Annotated in this window: 19 protein-coding genes; 12 read left to right on the top strand and 7 right to left on the bottom strand. The window is 57.6% G+C overall.

The features are described from left to right. Positions 1–22 precede the first annotated feature (22 nt). Positions 23–1006: an alcohol dehydrogenase catalytic domain-containing protein gene (locus L881_RS0100445; RefSeq protein WP_025731766.1), complete on the bottom strand. Its 984-nt coding sequence runs from the start codon at positions 1004–1006 to the stop codon at positions 23–25. Positions 1007–1325: 319 nt separating this feature from the next. On the opposite strand from L881_RS0100445, the gene L881_RS0100450 reads away from it, so the two are divergent. The 4 genes from L881_RS0100450 (at position 1326) to L881_RS0100465 (ending at position 5886) form a co-directional block, all read left to right on the top strand. Further along, on the top strand, positions 1326–2552 hold the full coding sequence (locus L881_RS0100450) for a pyridoxal-phosphate-dependent aminotransferase family protein (RefSeq protein ID WP_025731767.1): 1227 nt from the start codon (positions 1326–1328) through the stop codon (positions 2550–2552). Beyond that, on the top strand, positions 2549–3790 hold the full coding sequence (locus L881_RS0100455) for an allantoate amidohydrolase (RefSeq protein WP_025731768.1): 1242 nt from the start codon (positions 2549–2551) through the stop codon (positions 3788–3790). The genes L881_RS0100450 and L881_RS0100455 overlap by 4 nt, the downstream gene beginning before the upstream one ends. 91 nt (positions 3791–3881) lie before the next feature. Then, positions 3882–4724, top strand: coding sequence for a MurR/RpiR family transcriptional regulator (locus L881_RS0100460; RefSeq protein WP_025731769.1), 843 nt, complete (start codon positions 3882–3884; stop codon positions 4722–4724). Positions 4725–4740: 16 nt separating this feature from the next. Further along, a complete protein-coding gene (locus tag L881_RS0100465) occupies positions 4741–5886 on the top strand; it encodes an amidase (protein ID WP_025731770.1) in 1146 nt (381 codons plus the stop codon). A 15-nt stretch (positions 5887–5901) separates the two neighbouring features. On the opposite strand, the gene puuE is transcribed toward L881_RS0100465, so the two are convergent. Both puuE and L881_RS0100475 read right to left on the bottom strand, forming a co-directional pair. Beyond that, a complete protein-coding gene (puuE, locus tag L881_RS0100470; protein ID WP_025731771.1) occupies positions 5902–6837 on the bottom strand; it encodes an allantoinase PuuE in 936 nt (311 codons plus the stop codon). 54 nt (positions 6838–6891) lie between these two features. After that, positions 6892–7626: an aspartate/glutamate racemase family protein gene (locus L881_RS0100475; protein ID WP_025731772.1), complete on the bottom strand. Its 735-nt coding sequence runs from the start codon at positions 7624–7626 to the stop codon at positions 6892–6894. Between the two features lie 664 nt (positions 7627–8290). Here L881_RS0100475 and L881_RS0100485 point away from each other — a divergent pair. Beyond that, entirely contained in the window at positions 8291–9799 is a 1509-nt protein-coding gene (locus L881_RS0100485; RefSeq protein WP_025731773.1) for an NCS1 family nucleobase:cation symporter-1, read from the top strand. A gap of 245 nt (positions 9800–10044) precedes the next feature. Here the strand turns inward: L881_RS0100485 and L881_RS0100490 are convergent, their stop codons facing one another. Further along, a complete protein-coding gene (locus tag L881_RS0100490; RefSeq protein WP_025731774.1) occupies positions 10045–11172 on the bottom strand; it encodes a porin in 1128 nt (375 codons plus the stop codon). A 647-nt stretch (positions 11173–11819) separates the two neighbouring features. Here L881_RS0100490 and L881_RS0100495 point away from each other — a divergent pair. The 5 genes from L881_RS0100495 (at position 11820) to L881_RS0100515 (ending at position 16050) form a co-directional block, all read left to right on the top strand. Then, complete coding sequence (locus L881_RS0100495) at positions 11820–12572, top strand: energy transducer TonB (RefSeq protein WP_025731775.1); 753 nt, start codon at positions 11820–11822, stop codon at positions 12570–12572. A gap of 88 nt (positions 12573–12660) precedes the next feature. Further along, positions 12661–13536 carry a MotA/TolQ/ExbB proton channel family protein gene (locus L881_RS0100500; RefSeq protein ID WP_211238867.1) on the top strand — a complete coding sequence of 292 codons (876 nt, stop codon included), beginning with the start codon at positions 12661–12663 and terminating at the stop codon, positions 13534–13536. A 238-nt stretch (positions 13537–13774) separates the two neighbouring features. Then, entirely contained in the window at positions 13775–14182 is a 408-nt protein-coding gene (locus L881_RS0100505) for an ExbD/TolR family protein (protein WP_025731777.1), read from the top strand. Between the two features lie 187 nt (positions 14183–14369). Then, a complete protein-coding gene (locus L881_RS0100510) occupies positions 14370–14891 on the top strand; it encodes a copper resistance protein NlpE N-terminal domain-containing protein (protein ID WP_025731778.1) in 522 nt (173 codons plus the stop codon). Between the two features lie 202 nt (positions 14892–15093). After that, positions 15094–16050 carry a zinc-dependent alcohol dehydrogenase family protein gene (locus L881_RS0100515; RefSeq protein ID WP_025731779.1) on the top strand — a complete coding sequence of 319 codons (957 nt, stop codon included), beginning with the start codon at positions 15094–15096 and terminating at the stop codon, positions 16048–16050. 91 nt (positions 16051–16141) lie between these two features. On the opposite strand, the gene L881_RS0100520 is transcribed toward L881_RS0100515, so the two are convergent. After that, complete coding sequence (locus L881_RS0100520; RefSeq protein WP_025731780.1) at positions 16142–17197, bottom strand: alkene reductase; 1056 nt, start codon at positions 17195–17197, stop codon at positions 16142–16144. After that, the gene (locus tag L881_RS13670) at positions 17181–17351 is read right to left on the bottom strand and encodes a hypothetical protein (protein WP_156926456.1); all 171 of its coding nucleotides are present in this window, start codon (positions 17349–17351) and stop codon (positions 17181–17183) included. The genes L881_RS0100520 and L881_RS13670 overlap by 17 nt, the downstream gene beginning before the upstream one ends. Positions 17352–17407: 56 nt before the next feature. On the opposite strand from L881_RS13670, the gene L881_RS0100530 reads away from it, so the two are divergent. Then, positions 17408–17992 (top strand): NAD(P)H-dependent oxidoreductase, encoded by a 585-nt coding sequence (locus L881_RS0100530; protein ID WP_025731781.1) that lies wholly within the window; start codon positions 17408–17410, stop codon positions 17990–17992. A 76-nt stretch (positions 17993–18068) separates the two neighbouring features. On the opposite strand, the gene L881_RS0100535 is transcribed toward L881_RS0100530, so the two are convergent. Next, complete coding sequence (locus L881_RS0100535) at positions 18069–19520, bottom strand: peptide MFS transporter (RefSeq protein WP_051464749.1); 1452 nt, start codon at positions 19518–19520, stop codon at positions 18069–18071. Positions 19521–19675: 155 nt separating this feature from the next. Here L881_RS0100535 and L881_RS0100540 point away from each other — a divergent pair, with 155 nt between their 5' ends. Continuing rightward, positions 19676–20443 (top strand): N-acetylmuramoyl-L-alanine amidase, encoded by a 768-nt coding sequence (locus tag L881_RS0100540; protein WP_025731783.1) that lies wholly within the window; start codon positions 19676–19678, stop codon positions 20441–20443. Positions 20444–20503: the final 60 nt, after the last annotated feature.

The following is a 20503-nucleotide window of genomic DNA, read 5'->3' on the forward strand; positions in this document are numbered from 1 at the left end:
GTCACCGGCGGCTGGCAGGAAACTACACCTTAATCAGGGCCTTGCCGCTGAAGCCGCGATTTTTCAGCGCTTCAAGATGAGCGGGCAGGTGGGCAAAGTCATCGACCACCAGCGGTTCGGGTTCGATACGTTGCGCGCTAATGTCATTGAACAGTTGCTGACCCGCATCGCTCAAGCGTTTCCAGTCTGCGTCGCTGCCATAGACATGCAGTGCTCCTAGAGCTACTTCATGCATGGAAATACAGCGTCTGAAGGGGGCGCTGGGCCACTCGGGGAGGCGTCCAAGAATGGTGACGATGTGACCGTTGGCACCGAGTGCGTCGGTGAGCGCGAGGGCGTTCTCCGGCGCAACAGTATCCACGACAGCATAGTAGTCACGCTCGCCTTGCCACTGCTCGTGCTTATGCAGTGACTCCAGAGTGGTAGTGGCGCCCTGTTGCTTGAGGCGCTGCCAGTGGCGCGGGTGGCTCAACGTCGTGACAAGATAGCCGCTGGCAGCCGCCATTTGCACCAGATAGCGGCCAACACCTCCGCCGGCTCCGGATATCAGCAGTTTGGCCCCTGTGCGTTTGGGCACTTTGTCGAGGGCGCTCCACGCGGTCAATGCGGGGCAAGGAAGGCTCGCGGCGACATCCAGACCGAGGGTATCGGGTACGGTTATGGTGGCGCGCGCATCAACGGGCGTTAGCGTGGCGAAACTTCCGATCCTGCTGCCTAAACCGGTGTGGTAGGCCACTCGTTGTCCCATCAGGCGGCTGTCTACCTGCTCGCCCACCGCCACAATCGTGCCAGCGCCATCCAGCCCCGGCACCATACCGGTACTAGCGCCAAGGGCCTCAGGCATTTCCAGCACTTTCCAGTCAACGGGGTTAAGCCCGATATATGCGTTTTCCACCAGCACTTGATGGGGTTCCAGCGTTGGCACGTCCAGGGTTTGTAGCGTTAACTCCGCTGGAGTAGTGCCGTGCTGCCAGAGCCAGGCTCGCGTGTGATAGTGAGATGCCATAAGGTCGCCCTTTCATTCAGTCGGAATTTCAGGGATATTCTGGTTGCATGAATGGAAATTCAAGGCGAGAAAATCATAAGAATGCCATCGCCAGATGCCGACAGTGCCCTGCCCATGGCCCTTGCCTATACAACACCTGCTCTTTTCTGATCGTGTGTTTCTGATCGAATGAAGGCCACGAGCCGCATGCCTGACTGACGCTCAATATCGGTCTGTTCAACTCGAACGGTTTGAAACAACTGTTTCTTGAGTGTATATATTGAAACAAAACCAATCATAACAACGCTGATTATCTTCCAGGCTTTGGAGCCCACATCCTATGACACCCGCTGCTGTTACCCCTCCGCACCGACTACTGATGGGCCCTGGCCCCATCAATGCTGATCCTCGTGTATTGCGTGCCATGTCGGCACCGCTTATCGGTCAATATGATCCGGTCATGACCGGCTACATGAATGAGACCATGGCGCTGTATCGCGGTGTTTTCGATACTCGCAACGATGCCACGCTTTTGATTGATGGAACCTCCCGCGCAGGGATCGAAGCGGCGCTGGTGTCGCTGATACGTCCTGGTGACAAGGTACTGGTGCCGATTTTCGGGCGTTTCGGCCACTTGCTGAAGGAGATCGCCGAACGCTGCCAGGCGACGGTGATTACGCGGGAAGTCGAGTGGGGCAGCGTATTTGCTGCCGAGCAGATTGAGGAAGCGATCAAGGAGTGTGAACCTGCCGTGCTTGCTCTTGTGCACGGCGATACCTCCACCACCCTGTGTCAGCCGCTTGAGGATATCGGTGACATTTGCCGTCGCTATGGCGTGCTGTTTTATACCGATGTTACGGCATCGTTGGCAGGCAACACCTTCCCGATGGACAAGTGGCAGGTGGATGTGGCTACCGCTGGCTTGCAGAAATGTCTGGCGGGGCCTGCTGGCAGTTCGCCTATTTCGCTGTCGCCACGCGCTGTGGAAGTCATTCATCAGCGCTCCAGTGTAGAGGCGGGGCTTGCCGGTGCCGGGGATGAACTCAGTGCTGCCGAGCGCATTCGCTCCAATTACTTCGATCTTGCCATGGTGCTCGACTACTGGAGCGAAAAGCGTCTGAATCATCACACCGAAGCCACCAGCATGCTCTATGCCGCTCATGAATGTGCGCGCATTTTGGTCGCTGAAGGCATGGACAATGCCGTGGCGCGTCACCAGCGCTATGGCGGTGCCATGCTGGCCGGTGTGCAGGCGCTGGGGCTGAAGGTCTTCGGAGATACCGCACACCGCATGAATAACGTGGTGGGGGTCTATATTCCTGACGGAGTGAACGGCGAGGAGGTGCGAGCCGCGCTGCTGAATGACTATGCCATCGAGATCGGCACCTCCTTCGGGCCGCTGCACGGCAAGATCTGGCGCATCGGCACCATGGGCTACAACGCACGCCGCGATACGGTGCTAACAACGCTGTCTGCGCTGGAGCAGGTGCTGCGCCGCGCTGGTGTGAAGGTAACTGGCGGCAGCGGTACTGGCGCCGCGCTGGAATTTCTGGAGGCAGGGCAATGAAGAGTGATGCGGTGACTGTACTCGATCGCTGTGACCAGCTAGCGAAACTCTCTTGTTCAGAAGAAGGCATTGAGCGCGTTTATCTCTCTGCCGAACATCGTGCCTGCAATCAGTTGGTAGCCGAGTGGGCGCAGCAAGCGGAGCTGACCTGCTGGGAAGATGCGGCGGGTAATTTCTGTACGCGCCTGGAAGGTGCTGAGCCTGGGCTGCCCGCCGTGGTGCTGGGATCGCATCTGGATACCGTGCCCAACGCAGGCCGTTACGACGGGATATTGGGCGTGATGGTTGCATTGTGCGTGGTGGAGCGCTTCAAGTGTCGTCAGCAGCCGCTGCCCTTTGCGCTGGAAGTGGTCGGGTTCGGTGACGAAGAGGGCACCCGCTTCGGTACGGCGCTGTTCGGCAGCTTCGCGTTTGCCGGTCACTGGGAACCCCAGTGGTGGGAGCTTGAAGACAGCGCTGGCGTGAGCCTGCGTCAGGCATTTTTGGATTATGGCCTCGACCCTGCTGCCATTCAGACGGCTGCTCGCAAGGCCAGCGATCTGCTTGGCTATCTGGAAGTGCATATTGAACAGGGGCCGGTGCTTGAAGCAGAACAGCGCGCGCTGGGAGTAGTGACGGCGATTGCCGGAGCACGACGTTTTCAGCTTGGCGTTAGCGGCCAGGCGGGACATGCGGGCACCACGCCTTATACCTTGCGCCACGATGCGCTGTGCGCTGCCAGCCAGATGGTGCTGGCGGTGGAGGCGTTGGCGCAGCAGGGTGAATGTGTGGCGACCGTTGGGCAGATGGCGGTACGCCCCGGCGCGGTTAATGTGATCCCCGGCGAGGCAACCTTCAGTATTGATATTCGCAGCGAGCGTGATGCTCAGCGCGATGAAGTGTGGGATAGCATCGTGGCGCGTCTTGAGCACATTGCAACGGAACGCGGCGTTACGCTGTCGATTGAGGAAACCCATCGCGCTTCTGCACAGGCGTGCAGTGAAAGCCTTCAGCAGGCAATTGCGGAAGGCATTCGGCGCAGCGGCGATGAGCAGCCGCGCTTTCTGTTCAGCGGGGCGGGCCACGATGCCATGGCAATTGGCAAGCTGACCGATGTCGGCATGATGTTTGTGCGCTGCGAAAAGGGCATCAGCCATCACCCCGCGGAAGCCGTGACCGAAGAGGATGTCAGCATCGCGATTGATGCACTGGAGCACAGTGTGCTGGTGCTGGCCGAGCGGTACGCCGCGCGGACCTGATGCGTTCAGCGCAGCGATGGGGTAGTGTCAGCGCGCGGGGCCATGGGTGGCCTCAACCGTGACTTCCATAGGGTGAGCGAGGATTTAGCCAATGCCCCATATCGGGCAGCGTATCAACCGCTGTTATAGCGAGCTGACTCAGCAGGAGCAGCGGGTCGCTGACATCATTCTGGATCATTTCGATGATCTCGCGGTGTACAACAGTACCGAGCTGGCGAACCTTGCCAATGTCTCCAAGGCGACCGTAACGCGGCTGTTCAAGCAACTGGGCTTTGCCAACGCTCGGGAAGTAAAGGCTCACGCTCGCGAACTGCGCAGCCAAGGGGTGCCGCTGGCTAACGCGGCGGCAGACCAGGATGCGCCGCACGGTTTTGTCGCGCATCTCGCCCGTGAGCAGAAAAACCTGACGCGCTCGCTGCATTCGCTGGCGGATGGCAAGTTTGATGAAGTGGTGCAACTGCTTGAGAACGCGCGCCATATCAAGGTGATTGGCTTTCGCAATAGCTATGCGGTGGCGCTGCACCTGCGCCAGCAGCTTATTCAGTGCCGCCCCAATGTTACTGCGCTGCCTCAGCCGGGGCAGGTGCTCGGCGAAGAGTTATCTGGCCTGGCGGCCGATGATCTCGTTGTTGTTGTGGGCATTCGGCGGCGCCCGGCGTTCTTCGCGCGCCTTATGGCCCAGCTTGAGCAATCCCCCGCTGAGGTACTGTTGCTGGCTGACGGTACGGCGCGTGGCTATGCCGCACGGGTTTCCTGCTTTGTTGAGCTGGCGGTGGATAGCGTGTCGGCATTCGACTCCTATGCGGCTGCGATGAGTGTGGTCAGTGTGGTCGCCAATGGGGTGCTGCACCGCCAGATGCGTGCCGGGCGAACGCGCATTGCGGATATTAACGATATGTATACGTCGTTGGATGAACTGGAAAACAACCATTAAAACGCCAGGAGATGACATGAGCCAGTGGGATAGCGCCGTATGGGCAGCACCTGCCCTGAATATTGAAGGGGCCGCACAGGGGCCGCTTCATTCGCTGCGGGTGGCGGTCAAGGATCTGTTCGATATCGCCGGTGTGGCGACCGGATGCGGCAATCCGGATTGGCGTCGCACTCACGAGGTGCCTACCGAGAGCGCCGCGGCAGTAAAGGCGCTCTTGGCGGCGGGAGCCACGGTGGCAGGTAAAACGCACACCGATGAATTGGCCTACAGCCTGAACGGTGCCAACGTTCACTACGGCACACCGGTCAATCCGCGTGCTCCGCAACGCTTGCCGGGCGGCTCCAGCTCCGGCTCGGCAGTGGCGGTTGCGATGGGTGAATCTGAGATTGGGTTAGGCACCGATACCGGTGGGTCGATTCGTGTGCCGGCCAGCTATTGTGGGCTTTATGGCCTGCGCCCAACCTGGGGAGCCATTTCTCTGGAAGGTGCGGTGGGGCTGGCACCCGGCTTCGATACGGCAGGGCTATTGTGCCCTTCCTTCGAGCTGTTAAAGCGCGCAGCGCAGGTGCTGTTACCGCCGCAGCCGCAGCATGCTTTCAAGAACGCGATCATACTGCTGCCCGAAGGCGTTGATGTGCCGCAACCGCTATTGGAAGGCAAACTTGAGCAATCAGGTCTCACCTGCACCACGCTAAGCCTGAGTACCGTGACCATGGCGCGAGCCAGCGAAGCCTTTCGTGTATTGCAGGGACGGCAGTTGTGGCGCTTGCATGGTGACTGGATCACTCAGACATCGCCACGTTTCGCGGCGGATATCCAGAAACGTTTAGCGTGGAGTTCAACCCTGGATGCGCAGCAGGAAACTGAAGCGCAGGCGCAGGCTGATGAGGTGGTGGCGTGGCTCAATGAGCTGACCAGCGATGCTGAAACGCTGCTGTGTCTGCCCAGCACGCCGGGAGCCTCGCCACTGCTGGAGCTGGCTCCGGCGGAACTGGCGGAGTACCGCGAGAAGCTGATGGGCATGACCGCCCTGGCAGGATTGTGGGGGGCGCCAGCACTGGCGCTGCCGTGGCTCACCCAGCACGCTGCCCCGTGGGGCGTATCGCTGATCGCCCCACCTGGAAATGATCGCTCATTGCTTGAGCTGGATGCCCAGTATTAGTGCATGATGGGCATATTAGCCGCGTGAGAAGGGGTGGTGTTCGATCCAGTGGCGCGCAATATCGGCGCGTTTGCAGACCCACACTCGGTCATGCGCTTCGATATGGTCGAGAAAGCGCTGTAACGCACGAAAGCGCCCGGGGCGACCAATCAGGCGCGGGTGCAGGCCGATCGACATCATTTTGGGCGCTTCGTCACCTTCGGCGTACAGCACGTCGAAGGCATCGCGCAGGTAGCTGAAGAACTGATCGCCGCAGTTAAAGCCGCCGGGGCTGGCAAACTTCATGTCGTTAACATCCAGCGTGTAAGGCACCACCAGATGCGGCACCGTGCTGCCATCGGCTACCGTTACTTCAGTCCATAGCGGCAGATCGTCGCCGTAGTAGTCGCTGTCGTAAAGAAAACTGCCGTTTTCCACCACCAGCCGCCGTGTGTTGGGGCTATCCCTGCCGGTATACCAGCCGAGCGGCGTGCTGCCGGTGATCTCTTTGAAAATGCGCAGCGCCTGTTCCATATGCTGCTGTTCGATATGCGGTTCAACGTGCTGATAGTGCAGCCAGCGATAGCCGTGGCTGACGATTTCGTCGCCGCGCTCGACCAGCGTTTGGGCGATTTCAGGGCAGCGCTCCAGCGCCATCGCGACGGTGAAGGCTGACAGCGGTAGCTGGCGCTTTTCAAATTCTCGAATAATGCGGAAGAAGCCTGCGCGACTGCCATATTCATAGAGCGACTCCATGCTCATATGACGATCTTTATAGGACTCTGCGCCAATAATGTCGGAGAGAAAGGTTTCACTGCCGGCATCGCCGTGAAGCACGTTGTTTTCGCTGCCTTCCTCGACATTCACCACGAACTGTACCGCGATTTTAGCGTTGTTGGGCCACTGTGCATGGGGCGGATGGCCTGCGTAGCCGCGCATGTCACGGGGATATTGGGTAGTGCTCGACGCCATGTGTTTGTCCTTTTGATGAAGGGTAAGGGAAGGAGTCAGGAAGCCTGATCGTAGTTAATGACGGGCAAGATAAGCGTAAGGGCCGCTTAAGGGCTTGGGCGGAGGCGCGGCGCGGTCTGCGCGTTTGGCGGGTTTCAATCCCAGTGCGGCCAGCCCTTCGAGCTGCTGGATGGCAGCGGCCACGCCGTCAATCACGGGAATACCCAGCTCATGGGAAAGCCGCTGATTCAGATCCGCCATGCCCGCGCAGCCCAGTACCAGCGCATCAATATCATCTTCAGCCACGGCGCGCTGGCACTCTTCAAGCAACTGCTGATAGACGGCAGGTTCCATCTGCTCCAGACGGCTCACCTCTACCTCGCAGGCGCGTAGCCGCGCACAGCTATGGTTCAGACCGGTATGGGCGAGAATGGCTTCGGCCATGGGCAGCGTTCTAGCCAGGGTGGTGACCACCGAAAAGCGGCGAGCCAGTGCGGCAGCGGTGCGCATAGCGGCTTCTGCAATGCCGACCACCGGCACATCGGCCAGCTCGCGCGCCGCAGCGACGCCAGGATCACCAAAGCAGGCGATAACGATGCCACTGCTTTCTCCTGTATGGGTAATTTGATCCACCAGTGACAGCATGCCCGGCACGGCGAGCGCTTCTTCAAAATGACTTTCGAGTGACGCGGCGCCATCACTGTTGGTCAGCATCACGATCTCTGTGCGGGTACTGGCATTGCGGGCCGCATGAGCGATCTTCTCGCTCATGGCGACGCTGGTATTGGGGTTAATAACGTGCAGTTTCATTGATTCTGATCAACCTGTAACAAACCTTCGCCAGAGCCTCGGGCATCACCTTCAATATTTATGGCGTCAGCACTGGCGGCGTAATCACTTTTCATGGAAGAGCGTTGGCTAGCCCTGCGAAGGTGAGCGGGAAACGACACCGCACCGATCCTTAAAGCCTGTTCAACCTCTGCTGCGCGTCGGCTCTATTGCGTTAAAAACAGGCCCGAATTGATTATTTGCAGCGCCTCCTCGTCTGTTTTTGACTTGCATAGCGCTAGGCTCGTAAGACGTTGAACGGGCGCTTATAAAAAAGTGCCGTAACGGGACGCATTGATTTTATTAGGCTTCATTCCTTCCCCCCTGTAAAGCGCCTCTCGTCGCGAGGAGGGCGCGTGCTAAAAGTTTGCTCAGATGAGGCGCAATACGCCCTCTTTTGGTGCATTTCGCAGCGACCAAGCGATCTGGATGCGGCGCGTTAATAGCCTGACGTTTGGGGATTAGCATTTTCTTAATGAAGGAAATATGACAGGAACGCACGCTATATCTTTTTCTTCTCTTATTATCGCGGTGGCGCAGACGTTTATATCTATTCAGGCCAGATTATTTGGCACGGCAATTGTATGAGGATCACTACATAACGGCGCTGTTTTCAATAGCGTCCGGCCTGACAAGGAGTGAATTCATGCAAGATGCCCAGCGCAATGGCCCACAAGCGCCGGTGAGTGAAATGGCGGCCCCCGGTGCGATGGCTGCTGCCACCAGCCCAGTGCCCACAGGCTATAGCCGCCGTCTTTATAACCGTGATCTCGCCCCGACCCAGCAGCGCTGGGGAGCATACAATATCGTCGCCTTCTGGATGTCGGATGTGCATAGCGTGGGTGGCTACGTGGTGGCGGCGAGTCTGTTCTCGCTGGGGCTGGCGGGGTGGCAGGTATTGCTGGCGCTGGTGGTGGGCATTTTTATCGTGCAGTATTTTGCCAACCTGATGGCCGTTCCTTCACAGCAGGCGGCGGTGCCATTTCCGGTGATTTGCCGCATCTCCTTCGGCGTACTGGGGGCCAATATTCCTGCGCTGATTCGCGGCGTAATTGCGCTGGTCTGGTTTGGTATCCAGACCTTTCTTGCATCGAGCGCGCTGACCGTGGTGCTGTTGCGTGCATTTCCTTCCATGCAGGAATTGACGTACAGCAGCTGGCTGGGGCTTTCGGCGCTGGGCTGGCTGAGTTTCCTGCTGTTGTGGTCATTTCAGGCGATGGTGTTCTGGAAGGGTATGGAAGGCATTCGTCGCTTTATTGATTGGAGCGGCCCGCTGGTCTATGTGGCCATGTTTGCGCTGGCAGCGTGGCTGTTTGTGCAGGCGGGGCCGTCGCGTATCAGCTTTACGCTGAATGACCAGTCGTTGTCAGTGGGGCAGCAGTATTGGCAAATCCTGGTCGCCATTGCGCTGGTGGTGGGCTATTTCGCAGCTCCGGCGCTCAGTTTCGGTGACTTCGGGCGCTATTGTCGCAGCAAGGAAGCGCTCAAGCGCGGTAATTTCTGGGGTTTGCCGGTCAATTTCATTGTATTTGCGGTGACTTCGGTGATGATGGTGTCAGCCACCTTACCGGTATTCGGCGAGATGGTCTCGGACCCTATCGAAACGGTTTCACGGCTCGATAACACCTATGTGGCGCTGCTGGGGGCGCTTACCTTTGTAACGACCACGATGGGCATCAATATTGTTGCCAACTTTGTCTCGCCCGCCTTCGATTTTTCCAACGTCGCGCCACGCTTGATCTCGTTCAAGACCGGCGGCTTTATTGCGGCGATTGGGTCGGTTTTCCTGATGCCGTGGAAGCTGTTTTCCTCTCCTGAACTGATTCAGGATACGGTCGGCGTGCTGGCTGCGGTAATTGGCCCGATCTACGGCATCATCTTGAGCGACTTCTATCGCATCAAGCGCGGCAAGATTCATATCGACTCCCTTTATCAAATGGGAGAGAAGGGGCACTACTGGTATCGCAATGGCATCAACCCCTGCGCGCTTATTGCGCTGGTGCCCTCGGCGCTGATCTCTCTGATCTTCACCTTTATGCCTGGCGTGCCGCATCTCAATGACTTCTCTATTTTTGCCGGCGCACTGGTAGCAGCGGGAAGTTATCTATTGCTGAGCCGCACCAGTCTCGCGTCCTGCCGTGGCAGCGATGCGTAAAGGCGAGTTGTTTGGTGAAGGAAAATGCCGAGCGCAATCGACATTGAAGATGCTCTCCGCTTTGCTCTGGCAGTCAGCTCTTCATGCCGCATTTTGATGCAGAGTAAAAAGAGTCGGAGATAGAGAAGACTTTGATAGAGAAGGCTTTGACGAGGGGAGAGAAGGAGCAGAATGGCTGCTCGTATTCGCGGGCCATCACACCCAAAAGCCGCCCCTGGAGGCGGCTTTTGAGCGTTTCGAGACGATCAGAAATCGTAACGAAGGCGGATTTTGTTTACATCAGCCTGGTTGTCTGAGGTGTTGGCGAACTGGCGTTCGATCCACAGACTGAACTGGTACGGGAAGCGTGTCACGACACCAATATAGTTGTAGGTCTGGTCGAAGTCGCGCCAGCGCGTCGAGCTGTGGGCCGCGTAAGGCTGAATGGATTTGGCCCAGTCAGTAGGCAGATCGAAGGTGTAGCCCACGAAACCTTCCCAGCTGCGTGCATTGCCCACGAAGTAGTTGGAAGGATTGATGTCAGGATCTACGTTATTGGGCACGTAATCCTTGTAGTAACCGGCAGATGCCGCGAGATACCACTGCCCCGGTGTCCAGTCAACGGAGGCGCCGACCATGTGCTGGTCGAAGTCATGCTGATTGGATTCGCCGTTGCGGTGAACCTTGACGTCCTGATAGGTATAGGCCGCGCCGAGGGTCAGGTCATCAGTAACACTGTACTGCCCCGCCAGGCCTGCGCCGCCACCGCGACGGTAGATGTAGCTGCCTTTCCATACATCGCGGGTCGGGATCATCACTTCAGCCAGCAGCTTGAAGTCACCAAACGTATTGACGTAGTTGATCAGGCCGTCACTACGCTCGCCGTTGTCATAGTTGGAGTTGAAGCCGAAACCTGCTGGCTGACCCTTTTTATCCTGCACCCACTTGTCGAGGGGTTTACTGATGGTTTGGTAGTAAACGCCTTCCTGCTTGCCGTAGGTCAGCTGCCCGTAGGTCTTGCTGGCGACACCGGCATATAGCTGGCGGCGGTCGGTGCCTTTACCGTTTACGTGGCGGTTATCACCGAACCAGTGGGCGACATCGGTGCCCACCTCGTAGTAGGCCAGCAAGCGCCAATCGTCATTGAGGTAGTAATCGGCACGGAAGCGGAAACGTGTTCCATCGTCAACGCCGCGGTGGTTGCGTGAACCATCGTCCTGACCGCCCATCTCGTTGCTATAGGCACCACGAACGCTGCCGCCTACTTCCAGATTCAGGTTACTAAGGTAAGGCGTATCGTTGCCGCGCTGTAGCAGCGTAATTTCGGCATGAGCAGCGCTGGCATAGCATAGCCCCAGGAACGCGCATCCGGTAAAAGCCTTCATCAATTTCATTATGATCCCTCGGCCGGCGGTTTCGTGACCGAAGCACCGGCGGCAAGCAAATTTTCTTTGAAGTTCGGGAGAGAGGGCGGTATCAACCTCATCTGCGGCGCCAGTGTTGAGGAAAAATGTTACTTATTGGTTAACATTTGATTAAGTTTTCGCGTCTGGGGAACTTTGGGCGAGGTCTTTGGGGCATTCTTCAGTGGGATTACAGGGTGGCGCCATGCAGCGTGAAGGTCTTTTTGTCTTTGGAGAATTGCTCTTGGCGAACTGTCTTTGGCGAATGGCTCTTGGCTAATGATCGCCTCATGTTTCTCAGCAGGTCGCTGAGATGCTGCGCCCAGCGGGTCTGGCTGCGGTTGTCGGGGAGCGTCGCGTCGATGTGAAGACAAGGCAGGCCATGCGTTGACCTCGATATCCCCCTTGCCTATGATCTGGCTGAAGGGATGATAGAAATAAGTGAAAGAGCCATCTGCTCCACGCCCTCATTAGGAACGCTTTCAATACCTGGTCGATGCTCGCGGGTTCACACTGAAGCTCGTGTCGGGCGCTACGTTGTGGCAGCGCTCACCCTGTTTCGCCGGGAGGTTGTGCCTGCTTTTTGGGCAAGAAAAGTTCGAAAGCACACAAGGATAAAGAAAAAGGATGTGTGCAGGATGTCGGTAGGGCGTGCAGGGAAACGAACAATTTCAGCCACGGAAGTCGTGGTGCTGGTCATCGTGTCACTGTTGGTGCATGTGGCGATCATTTGGTTTCTGATGAAGGGGCCAAAGCAGCCCCCCGTTGAACTCACCACCTCGCAGGCAGTACCGCCACCGCCTTCCGTAGAAGTTGATCTAACACCGCCCCCCGAGCCTGAGCCAGAGGTGGAAGTACCGGTGATCGACGAGAATTCGGTCAAACCACCGCCGAAGAAAGTCGAATCCACGCCAGCACCTGTACCGAAGCCAATGCCTGTACCCAAGCCCAGGCCGACGCCTAAGCCAGAGCCTCCCAAGCCTGCGCCCAAACCGGCGCCGGCCCCTAAACCTGCGCCGACGCCTTCGACTCAGCCCTCAACGTCTTCCAGCACGGCATCACCAGCGGCGACCGGCAGGTCGAACGCCGATGGTCGCTCCGACAAGCTAACGCCCGCTACGTCAGGTATGCGCTCACTGGGTAATCCGCCGCCGCAATACCCCCGGCAGGCATTGCAACGCCGTATTGAGGGCACCGTGGGGCTGAGGATTCTGGTCACTCCACAGGGGCGGGCAGGGCAGGTGCAGATAACCCGCTCCAGCGGCTCCAGCCTGCTTGATAATGCGGCGGTCAACGCCGTCAGGAACTGGAAGTTCAAACCGGCGCGTCGGGGCGATACACCGATTTCAGGCTGGGCGTCGCAAAGTATCGCTTTCCAGTTACCGCAATAAACATCACGACATCGCACGCCGCCGCATGGGTGGCGTTGATAACAGAGTTCTTCGAGGCGTCGCCAGTAGCGACGCATAGGGAGTCAATATGGCCGACAACGATAACGTCAACAATGGTTGGAATTCAGGCGCAGCCTCCTATGGAGATGGCGGAACTCAGCAGGCAGCCGCTCACGGCGGGGGGCAACAGGGTGCGGCGCACACCGAACAGCCAGCGCTGCCTCCCATGGTGGGAGACAGTTTGCTGCACAGCCCCTTCAGCCATGCCGTAGTACCGGGCGTGCTGTGGGTACTGATCGCCTTCTCGGTGGTGAGCTGGGCGATGCTGTTGATCAAGGGCACTCAGCTCAGTCGTTTCAAGTCCAGCAACAAGCATTTCAGCCGTGAATTCTGGAAATCGAGTGATTTGAGTGAAAGTGCTGAAATTGCTGCTTCAAGCAGTGCGCCGATGGCGCATTTGGCGCGTACCGGCAACGAGGTGGTTCAAGGCACGGATATTCCGGAGCGCTACCGTAATCTGGGCGACAAGATCAATCGCTCCGACCGGCTGGAGCGCAGCCTTAAACGCCAAATCCAGCGTGAACGTCGCTCGCTGGAGAGCGGTTTGGCTATCCTGGCAAGTATCGGGAGTACCGCACCTTTTATCGGCCTGTTCGGTACAGTATGGGGCATTATGGAAGCACTGGTGCGCATTGGCGCAACGGGGCAGGCGGATCTTGGCAGCGTGGCTGGCCCTATCGGGCACGCCCTGATCGCGACGGGCGTCGGTATCTTCGCGGCAGTACCGGCGGTGCTGATCTATAACTTCTTTATTCGCAAATTGAAGCTGGCGGCGAGCGATCTTGAGCTGTTCGCAGAGGACTATTACTGCCTGGCGCAGCAGAGCGGTTTTCAATCTACCGGGCACGCGGCACCTGAAATGAGCGAACCCACGCCCGGCATTGAAACCAGAGTAGGCTCCTAAGAAGCTGTTCAATGTCTCGCGAGCTTGCGCTATGCAAGGCAAAAACAGGCGAGAACGCGGCGTTTATGTGCTGTAAATGAGCAGTCCGAGCCTGTTGTTAACGCAGTAGAACCGCCGCGCAGCAGACGTTGAACAGGTTCCAAGCGACAAAAGCCCGCTCAGGCGATGCACTTCTCTCGTCTGATGAAGGCTGCCGGGGCGGCGTGGTTGGCCCCTTTCAGGAATTCAGGAGTAGGTGATGGCATTTTCAGATAACTCAGATGACGACGACGTTCTCAGCGAAATGAACGTTACTCCTCTGGTTGACGTGATGCTGGTGCTGTTGGTGATCTTTATCGTGACGGCGCCGCTTTTAACCAAGGCGATTCCGTTGAACCTGCCTAAAACAGATGCGGTGGCGCCCGCCGATCAGCCCGATCCCGTCATTGTGAGTATTGATAAAGAGGGCAAGTACTACATTGATCAGGAAGCGCTGAGTCTTGACGCATTGCAGCAGCGCGTAGCGTCCGCTCACGAAGCGAATGAGCGCACCGGCATTCAGTTACGAGCTGATGAAACCACCGAATATGGCCCGATTGCCAAGGCCATGGCGACCATTCAAAAGGCGGGTGTCACCAGAGTGAATGTGATTACCAGCCCGAACTAGCAAGGCCGGCTGCTTATCAGGCGGCGCGCATAAAGGCGTTATCTGGCGCAGGGATAATCAACGGCAGCGTGAATCGCTTCGTTAACGTGGTCGGATGCGTAAATAAGCGCTGATAATGGCGTGGGTGAACGAACCTTATTATGATGGCACCATTGAACGATAACCACGCTTTTGCAAGGGACATAACATGGTAGCAGGAACACTTGCGCGGCTGATCGGCACGGTTGCCATCAGCACGTCACTGATTACGCTGGCAGGCTGTAACGGCAACGATGACGACACGCAGAACGAGGCCCAGCCGACGCCTTCGGTGGATAATTCCCATCTGGACGGCAACTCATCACAAAGCGATGAAAATGTCGCCTCCACGGTCTATAGCGGGCAGTTGCCGTGCGATGACTGCGATGCCATTGACGCGACACTGACACTGCGCACCACCCATGATAATCAGCCCAGCGGCTATACCCTAAGCGAGAAGCATCTCAAGGATGGCAACACCACCAACGTTGAATCCTCGGTAGGGCAATGGACCAAAACGTCAGGCACCGCCGACGATCAGGACGCTGTGGTCTACCAGATCGGCACCCAGGATAATCCGCACCAGCTCTTTCTTGAGCTGAAAGGAAATACGCTGCGTCTACTGGATGATTCTCTGGCGCTCTACAAGAAAGAAGGCGACTCGCGCAGCTATGAGCTGCAAGCCCAGTAAGCCATGGCTGTAAGCTAGCCCCGCAAGGTCTTCACTATTCCTGATACGTTCTCCCACTTCTTGCAAGTTGGGGGAACGTTTGCAAAGGGCGGTGCCGTTTGAGCTGTACGCCGACATTCCCCCTCTGGCTTCAACAATATTCAACAAGAGCCTCGGCTTCTTGCTTCGCGAAGCTCTACCTTCTCTATGATGTGGGAACAGCGTGAATAATCTGTCACTGCGCTATTGCCGGTTTGGTGCGCCCGCGAAGGTGCTGGAACTGGTCACGCTCCCCACGCCTTCTATCGCACCGGGACATATTCGCGTCAGAATGCAGCTCGCCCCCGTTAATGCCTCCGATTTGATCCCCGTCACCGGCGCTTACCGGCACCGCATTTCACTGCCTGCGATTGCCGGATATGAAGGCGTTGGTATCGTGGTCGAGGCGGAAGGAGAGAGCCGCTGGCTGCTGGGGAAACGTGTGCTGCCGTTACGTTCGGAAGGGGTATGGCAGCACTATGTGGATTGCCCCGCCGAGCTGGCTATTGTGGTGCCGGAAGCGATTGAGATGCCGCTGGCCGCACGCGCTTATATCAATCCCGTGGCCGCTTCACTGATGGTGGCGCATTTTCCTCCGCGCGGAAAAACGGTACTCATTACGGCAGCAGGATCGGATTGTGCGCTGCTCCTCGCGCAATGGGCACGCGCTGCCGGCGCTCATCAGGTCGCTGGCATATACCGCTCACCAGCGAGCGCTCAGGTGCTCGAAACACTGGGAATTACTGCCATCCATCACCGCGATACCCAGGCCATTCAGCGCTGGGCTGGCGCGGCTGATATCGTATATGACGCGGTTGGCGGCACGCTGGCAGACTTCATGCTGGACAATATGAGGTCAGGAAGCCGCTTTATTTCCTACGGCCTGCTTTCAGGAAAGGCGTTCAACATGCGGCGCTCTAATCCTGACATCCACTGGTTTCTGATTCGCGACTACCTGCGCCATATGTCAGTAGCAGACTGGCAGGCCATGTTCATTGAACTGTGGCCGAAGCTTCAGCGCAGTTACCTGAATGATAGTGAAGCCTATCCATTGCAACAGTGGCGCGCCGCACTTGCTGCGTATCAGTCAGGGGAGAGCGGCAAAAAGCCCCTGCTCGCGCTGAGTGCAGGAGCCATGTAGCAGACTTCATGCGTAATGAATATGTCGCATCCTCACCTACGCCCAACGCTTGAAAGAGCGGGGCGTGGTGTTTGTGATCCGGCGGGTAGTGTCAGGCGTCCAGGGTAGGGTAGTCGGTGTAGCCTTTGCTACCACCGTCGTAGAAAGTACCGGTATCAGGAGTATTGTAGGGGCCGTGGTGGTGGAGTCGTTCAACCAGATCGGGGTTGGCGATAAACAGCTCACCGAAGGATACAGCGTCAGCTTCGCCACGCTCCAGCAGGGCTTCGGCGTTCTCGCGATCCAACTGTTCGTTGGCAATCAGAGGGCCGTTAAATTTTTGCCTGATTAACGGGGTGACGCTGTCTTTGCCGACAAATTCACGCGTAAAAATAAAGGCGATCTGGCGCTTATCCAACTGCTCAGCCACATAGCCGAAGGTCTGCTCAGGCGTGTCATCCTCAATCGTGTTGAGATCGCCGCGCGGTGCCAGATGCACGCCAACACGGTCTGCGCCCCACACCTCGATACAGGCGTCGGTGACTTCCAGCAGCAGACGAGCACGGTTCTCCACGGAGCCGCCGTAGCGGTCATCGCGCTGATTGGCCGAAGATTGCAGGAACTGGTCGAGCAAATACCCGTTGGCCCCGTGGACTTCCACGCCGTCGAAACCAGCGCGTTTGGCATTTTCAGCGCCCTTGCGATAGTCGGCAATAACACCTGGCAGCTCATCCAGCGCGAGCGCACGTGGGGTAGGGTGTGGCGTCTCAGGGCGTACCCGACGCACGTGCCCGGGGGCAGCGATAGCGCTCGGGGCGACAGGCGTTTCACCATTCAGGAAACTGGAGTGCGAAACACGGCCCACATGCCATAGCTGCATTACGATGCGCCCGCCAGCCGCGTGCACGCTATCGGTAATTCGCTTCCACGCGGCGACCTGCTCATCTGACCAGATACCGGGAGTATTGGCATAACCTACGCCCATCGGCGTTACTGAGGTTGCCTCGCTCAGGATCAGACCTGCACTAGCACGCTGGCGATAATACTCTTCCATCAGGGCACTGGGCACACGGTCATCGTTAGCACGCGAGCGCGTCAGTGGTGCCATGACGATGCGATTGGGAAGTTCAAGCGCTCCGAGCTTTAGTGGATCAAACAGGGTTGTCATGCAGTACCTCAACAAACAAGAAATTTTTGTCAGGGTAGAGTACTGCCACTTCAGTTGCCAGCCATGCAAATGAGGAAGACTCATAGTCATTGGCAATCGCTGCAATTAGTGGCTTTGAAAATAACCATCCGCCCCCATCTTGGTCTTCATCCATGTAGCACTGTCAGATGCAGTGATGCTACTGAGCTGTTTTATCAAGGAAAATTCCGTATGAAAGTGCTGTTGATTGATGGTGGGCAGGCATTTGCCCACTCGGGTGGACGTTTGAATCACACCTTGCACGACGTTGCTCGCTCTACGCTGACATCGCTGGGGCACGAGGTTGAAGAGACCGTTATCGAGAACGGCTATGACATTGCCGAAGAAGTGGAAAAGCAGCTCGGCGCCGAAGTGATTGTCTATCAGATGGCCGGCTGGTGGATGGGCCTGCCGTGGACGGTCAAACGCTATATTGATGAAGTGTTCACTGAAGGGGCGGGGCGTATCTATGCCAATGATGGCCGTACCCGCAGTGATCCGAGCAAGCAGTATGGCAGTGGTGGGCTGATGCAGGGCCGCCGCTACATGGCCTCGCTGACCTGGAATGCCCCGCTTGAAGCCTTCGATGAGCCGGGAAATTTCTTCGATGGTCGTGGCATTGATGAAGTGTATTTGCCCTTCCACAAGTCGCAGCAGTTTGTAGGGCTTAAGGCGCTGCCGACCTTCCTGGCGACGGATGTGATGAAGGTGCCGGAAGTCGAGCGCTTCAAAGCGGAGTATCAGGCGCATCTGACCAAGGTGTTTGGTCAAGCCTGATAATCGCGGTAGATCTTAATAAAACGCGGGCCAGGGAGTGATCTCTCTGGCCCGCGTTTTTGTGCGTTGAAGATCTTCAGTACGCGTGCGGTGCCACTCGTCGAATCAGCGGCGCAGCGCACCACAGCAGTATGGCTGCCAGGGCACCGAATGCCGCCATCCCGAGGAACCAGCTCACTTCCTGCTGCTCGTTATAGTACGACCCCAGCACGCCGCCTCCGGCAAGCCCGAACGCCAGCGATAGATAGAAAAGCGCCAGCATCTGCGATTTGAACGCCTGGGGGGCCAGTTTAATGGCCAGTGACATTCCGATGGGCGCGAGGAATATCTCGGCGCTGGTGAAAATGAAGAGCTGCATGAGCTGCGCGACCAAGGGCATCTGGTGATCACTCTGTCCCAAAAAGGGGTAATAGGCCGTAAAGCTGATAGCGATCAAAAACAGCGCGATCACGAATTTTGCCGTTGAGCTCGGCTGGTGTTTGCCAAGGCGTGACCATAGGGCTGCGAAAGCGCCTGCGAGCACGATGGCCATCAATGATTCCATCGAGTTATACCAACTAACCGGCATGGCCCAGCCGAACAGGGTGCGATCGACACGCTGCTCGAAAAAAGCGATGAATACGCCGAAGGACTGCACGTAGAGCGCCCAGAAGACAGAGCTGGCGAGAAAAATGGGGATGAAGACAATCACCTGCGGTCGTTCAGTGTGGGTCACATTCCTGGAGAGCAGCATCACGATGAAGTAGGTCAGGGCGACCACGGCGGTTACCGTAAACAGCAACGGCCCCAGGCGAGTAGCGGTTAGCGTGCCGGTGACCAATAGCAGCGCGACGATGGCTACGACCCCAAGAGCGGAGAGGCTAAACACTCGCCTTTCCCGCACCGAGAGCGGGGAGGGCGCTCGTCGCTCACTCTCGGGGATGCGGTGGCGTCCGCGCGTGTACACCATAAGGCCAAAGGCCATACCGACCGCAGCAGCGCCAAAGGCGTAATGAAAGCCCGCCTGTTGCTGGAGCAGCCCCGTAATTGCAGGCCCTGCCATGCCGCCCACGTTGATGGCAAGGTAGAAGAGCGAGAAGGCGGAATCACGGCGACCGTGATCGTGCTGATAAAGCGCGCCTACAATGGCGCCGCAGCTTGATTTGACGCCACCACTGCCTACTGCCACCAGCGTCAGCCCCGCTGCCAGACCGCCGGTGCCGGGCAGCACTGCGAGTGAAATATGTCCAAGCATCACGATGATGCCCGAATAGAAGACGGTGCGTTCGCTCCCCAATACGCGATCGGCAAACCAGGCGCCGAGAATGGTCGAGAGATAGACGGCGCTGCCATAAGCACCGAGAAGCCCCAGCGCGGTGGGTTGAGAGAGGCCCAGGCCACCTTCTGCCATCGAGTGATAGAGGTAGATCAGCAGAATGCCTTGGGTGCCATAAAACGAGAAACGTTCCCATAACTCCATGCTGGAGAGGGTCAGGAGTGCACGTGAGTGGCCGAGGAATGAGCGTTCCTGCGCGTGCTTTGATGTCATCAGGGAGTCACTTTTATTAACGGAGTTGGTTATCGTTGTCGTGCTGTTTGAGCGCTGGCGGCCTGTATAGCACTGTAAATCGCACCAGTGGATCGTACTTTCGGCTTAAGAGTAGCCTAATAGTGCCACTATCTTTACTCCCCAAGGAGCGTGTCATGGAACCGCTAACCATCAACTATACCGCGTACCGCAGTACCGCCTTCAACAGTCGTGTGCGCTTCATCGTGCTGCACTACACCGCGATCAATTTCGAAGCCTCAGTACAGGCACTCTCGGGTAGGGCCAGCGCGCACTATCTGGTGCCTCGTCTTGATGATGAAAGTTACCAGGCGTCAGGGCACAGCGGCATGCAGGTGTTCAATCTGGTGGATGAAAGCGAGCGAGCCTGGCACGCCGGTGTGAGTTACTGGGCGGGGCGGGAAAATCTTAACGACACGTCGATCGGGATCGAGGTGGTGAATCTCGCCAGCGACGATAACGGCGTGTTTACCTTCCCCGCTTATGAAGAGGCGCAGATAGAAGCGTTGATTCAGCTCATCGCTAATCTGTTGGCGCGCTACCCTGATGTTTCCCCCCAAAATGTGGTCGCGCACTCTGATATTGCGCCCACGCGCAAATCCGATCCGGGGCCGGCGTTCCCGTGGCAACGCCTGGCAGCGGCGGGCATCGGTGCCTGGTACGACGAGGAGGCGAAAGCGCGTTTCGAGCATCAATTCACCACTCAAGGCGTACCGCAGCAGAGCGAGATGCTGGCTGCCCTGCAAGCCTATGGCTACGGCATCGCGTCAGTCGCGACCGCTGATGAATACAAGGCGCTGATCCGAGCGTTTCAGATGCACTTCCGTCCTGCTGATTATTCGGGGGAGCTGGATGCAGAAACCGCCGCAGTGCTTTATGCGTTGAACGAGAAATATGGCGGCTGAGCGTGCCGCCTAATAGTGCGTCAATAGAGGCAAACAGCGGTCAAATGGTCGCTGGTCGAT

Origin of the sequence: Carnimonas nigrificans ATCC BAA-78, from assembly GCF_000526695.1 — a bacterium.
GTDB lineage: Bacteria > Pseudomonadota > Gammaproteobacteria > Pseudomonadales > Halomonadaceae > Carnimonas > Carnimonas nigrificans.